This window comes from Microcoleus sp. Pol8_D6 (genome assembly GCF_036700965.1).
GTDB lineage: Bacteria > Cyanobacteriota > Cyanobacteriia > Cyanobacteriales > Microcoleaceae > Microcoleus.
On record NZ_JAUBPW010000141.1, the window covers coordinates 1 to 3,655 of the forward strand.

The 3,655-nt window shown below is 43.0% G+C and carries 3 protein-coding genes; 1 reads left to right on the plus strand and 2 read right to left on the minus strand.

The features are described from left to right. Positions 1-66: 66 nt before the first annotated feature. Positions 67-804, plus strand: coding sequence for an alkaline phosphatase D family protein (locus tag QUA10_RS28670; protein WP_333085909.1), 738 nt, complete (start codon positions 67-69; stop codon positions 802-804). 141 nt (positions 805-945) lie between these two features. Here QUA10_RS28670 and QUA10_RS28675 read toward each other — a convergent pair whose 3' ends face one another. Continuing rightward, complete coding sequence (locus QUA10_RS28675; protein WP_333085910.1) at positions 946-1,962, minus strand: leucine-rich repeat domain-containing protein; 1,017 nt, start codon at positions 1,960-1,962, stop codon at positions 946-948. A gap of 93 nt (positions 1,963-2,055) precedes the next feature. After that, positions 2,056-3,255 carry a Coenzyme F420 hydrogenase/dehydrogenase, beta subunit C-terminal domain gene (locus QUA10_RS28680; protein ID WP_333085912.1) on the minus strand — a complete coding sequence of 400 codons (1,200 nt, stop codon included), beginning with the start codon at positions 3,253-3,255 and terminating at the stop codon, positions 2,056-2,058. Between the last annotated feature and the right edge of the window lie 400 nt (positions 3,256-3,655).

Consider the following 3,655-nt stretch of genomic DNA (forward strand, 5'->3'; position numbering starts at 1 on the left):
TTGGTAATTTACTTTCATACAATCGTCCTTTTGCTAGAAGTGCTATTGTAGCATATTTTTGGAGAAGTGGTATTAGGAGGGGCGCAACTTCAGGATTTGAAAAATGACTTACTGAAATCTCAACAAAATGGCATCACTTGGAAGTTTATTATGTCAAGCGATCCGATTCAAAATTTTGGGATTCCGGTTGCAGGCGATCGGTGGGAAGGTTATGCTGCTGAACGAACAGATTTGCTGCGTTTCATTAAAGAAAATAACATCAAAAATGTGGTCTTTGCCACCGGAGATTTTCACGGATATGTGGTGAATAATGTCACCTATCAAGAAGCCGCAGGTCAGCCGCAAATCCCTACGGATGTTATTGATGTCATGACCAGTCCTGTTGCTATTCAGTTGAACATCGGGCAAGGGCCGTTTGCCGCCCCCTTTGGCCCCGCAACAGTTGCTTTTACGCCCGCCGCTTTGCTGCCACAATCGGAAAAAGATCGCTATAATGCATTGCCGACAAGGGAACAAAAAGATGCCTTTGTCCGGAATATTCTGGATACTCGGACAGCGCCGCTAGCATACGATCCAGTTGGTTTGGAAGGTTCTGGGATTGACGCTAGACTGATTAAGGGAGAGTATTTAGGAGTGCATACCTACGGCTGGAATGAGTTTGAAGTTGCTCCTGAGAGTCAGCAGTTGCGGGTAATAACTTATGGTATTGAACCTTACACGCAGTCGCAACTTGATGCTAATCCCAGTGCGATTATTAATCGAAAGCCGTTTATTGTCAGTGAGTTTGTTGTTAATCCTAAGTGATTAAATAGACTTCTTGCAAAAATATCCAGGCCATTGAAATCGCAGTGACACAAACTAAGTCCGCCTACGCGGACTTTCAAATAATAATTAGGGTGATTTGTGTTATAATTTTTTACCTATAATTTTCGGAACTGTAAAGTTTTATGGTTCATTTGGTGGTTTCCACTTACAGATAGACTCTGGTTTGAGAGGGCAAGTTTTGGGAGCGATCGGATTTCCGCTCAGGAGAATCTCAGTCAGGTTAGTCAAAGATTCGAGCGGTTTGATGTCGCTGATTTGATTGTTAGTGAGGACGAGCCGAGTCAGGTTAATCAAAGATTCCAAGGGTTGGATGTCCCTGATTTGATTGACAAGGAGGTCGAGCACCCTCAGGTTAGTCAAGGATTCTAGCGGTTTGATGTCGCTGATTTGATTGTAGCCGAGGACGAGAAAACCCAAGTTAGTCAAGGATTCTAGCGGTTTAATGTCGCTGATTTGATTTGTTTCGAGGAAGAGCATTTTCAGGTTAGTCAAGGATTCTAGCGGTTTAATGTTGCTGATTTTATTGTTGCTGAGGAAGAGCAAAGTCAGGTTAGTCAAAGATTCTAGCGGTTTAATGTCGCCCAGAAGATTGTTGTTGAGGAAGAGCGAAGTCAATTTAGTCAAGGATTGTAAGGGTTTGATGTCGCTGATTTGATTGTTGTCGAGGAGGAGTACAGTTAAGTTAGTCAAGGATTGTAAGAGTTTGATGTCGCTGATTTGATTGCTGTCGAGGTTGAGATAAATCAGGTTAGTCAAGTATTGCAAGGGTTTGATGTCGCTGATGTTATTGTTCCGGAGGTCGAGGACAGTCAGGTTAGTCAAGGATTGTAAGGGTTTGAGGTCGCTGATTTCTTTGACCTTGAGGTCGAGTTGTGTGACCGTCGAAAGTTTCTGATTAGCCGCATCGCACTCAGTAGTCCCTGCTTCCTTCAACAGTAGCTCAATAGTGTGGTTAGTTTCAGGACTCAAAGAATCTTTTTCGCGACACCAATCAGCAAATGTTCGTCTACTGTTTCCCGATCGCACTTCTGGTGCTTTAGCCGACACTCCATTTCCAGATAATGCTAGAAGCACACAACAAGTAAGTGCGATCGACTTTGGTAAATTCATGTGTTTCTGTGCAAATATAAGTGTCATAATCTTGTGCCTCTAATTTTCTGAACTGTATACAAAAAAACACGGCAATACCGTGTCCCTGCAAAATAGCTATTAAAAACTCTCCGAATTACCTCACTCTGGCAACTTATACTGCCCCACAATCCGCTTAGCATATTCCGGCACATGAGCCTCTAATTTCTCCGGGTAATTCCGCTTCACATACAGATAATTGCGAGTGAAATGAGAATCAATCGAAAACCGAGCATATTCCAAACCCTTCGGCCCAATTCTCTCAATAAAAACTCCCATTAACTTCGCCGCCCACATTGGCAAAGTCACTCCTTTTTCATAAGCCGGAATGCTTTGCTGAACCGCCTCTTTTCTGTTGCCCTTAGACATCACCGGCTGAGTATTTAACTGATCCGTTACCAAATCTAACATTTCTTGCCCGGTGTCATTTCGCACTACAATCCACTGCCAGCCAAAGGGTGCGCCCATGTAGCCCACAACTAAATCTGCTAAAGAATTCACATAATCAAAACAGCTCAAACAAGAAGGAGCAAAAACATCTTTCAATTCCTTAGTATTCAAGCCAAAAAACGGTACTTTTTCTTCCGAACCATCTTCGTGTTTGAAGTGAACGTTAAAGTCTTGCATAAACTCGTAAGACACCACCGTTTCAGGAGAACGGCTAGTCGTGTCTAGGAATTTTTGCAAGCCTGCGCGGCTGACATTATCGACGCAGGGAGTTCCCAAAACGTAGAGCTTTTCTAAACCGAGTTTTTTCTCAACTGTTCGCAAGGCTTGAATTTGACAGCCGACGCCAATTACTAACAGCCGCTTCATCCCCGATTTTTCGATTTGTTCTAATACTGAAAGATTGGGAGATAGAGTTGGTTTGTTGACTTTTGCTGCCAGAATTTCTGCGCGATTTCTAGCAATAATCGGCATCGGTTGAAAGCGGTCTTCCTTAGTATTTTGGACGCAAACAACGCCTTCTACAATTCCTTTTTCTAGCATCTCAATGGCGATTGTGCTGACGATTCCCGTCCATTGAGCACCCTCAATTGGTTCTTTTTTTCGAGCCGCCATCATGTTTTGACTGACTCCGAAATACCAATCGTCGGGATTGTCGAGATGGCGCGATCGCCCGTGAATCTCTTCTTCCAGTTCTGCAATATGCTGTGTTAAGAAAGCACAAGATTCCTTGACATAATGGATGTAATATGTATCGCACAAACCGCACTCGCTGCACAGTTCTTTAGCGGGGCGGCGGCTACCCGGTTTGAGGGCTTTGGATTTTTGGTGCTTAGCAGAATCTGTTGCGGTCATCTAAATTACTTATTTTATGCAGATATGGCTTTTGTTAGGATATCACAGCAATTTCCCTTGATTTACCTCCTTTATTCTTTCTTTTAGTCCTCGCAGGCGGACGCAAGTTTGTACGGGAGCAAATTCCGTTCGCCGGAAATTGGCGGTTTTCAAAGCTTAAAAAATATTAGTCAAGACTTACCTAAGTTGCGCTATAAACCTGGTTTCTGGCTGAATACCTCATTGTTAAACCTAAGATTTATGGTAAAAACCGGGTTTGTTTGTGTAGTTTTGGTAAAAAAAATCGGTTTCAGAGGATCGCCGTGCGTCCAGGAGTGTTTGTGTAATACCAATTTCCTAAAATAGTGCTACAGTTAGTAGGTGTACCTTTGGTGAATTAGTACCCAAATATAAAGAATAA

Bases quoted from the DNA above. Each gene is read 5' to 3' on its own strand.
- QUA10_RS28675 (WP_333085910.1), bottom strand. From the start codon at position 1,962: ATGACACTTATATTTGCACAGAAACACATGAATTTACCAAAGTCGATC.
- QUA10_RS28680 (WP_333085912.1), bottom strand. From the start codon at position 3,255: ATGACCGCAACAGATTCTGCTAAGCACCAAAAATCCAAAGCCCTCAAA.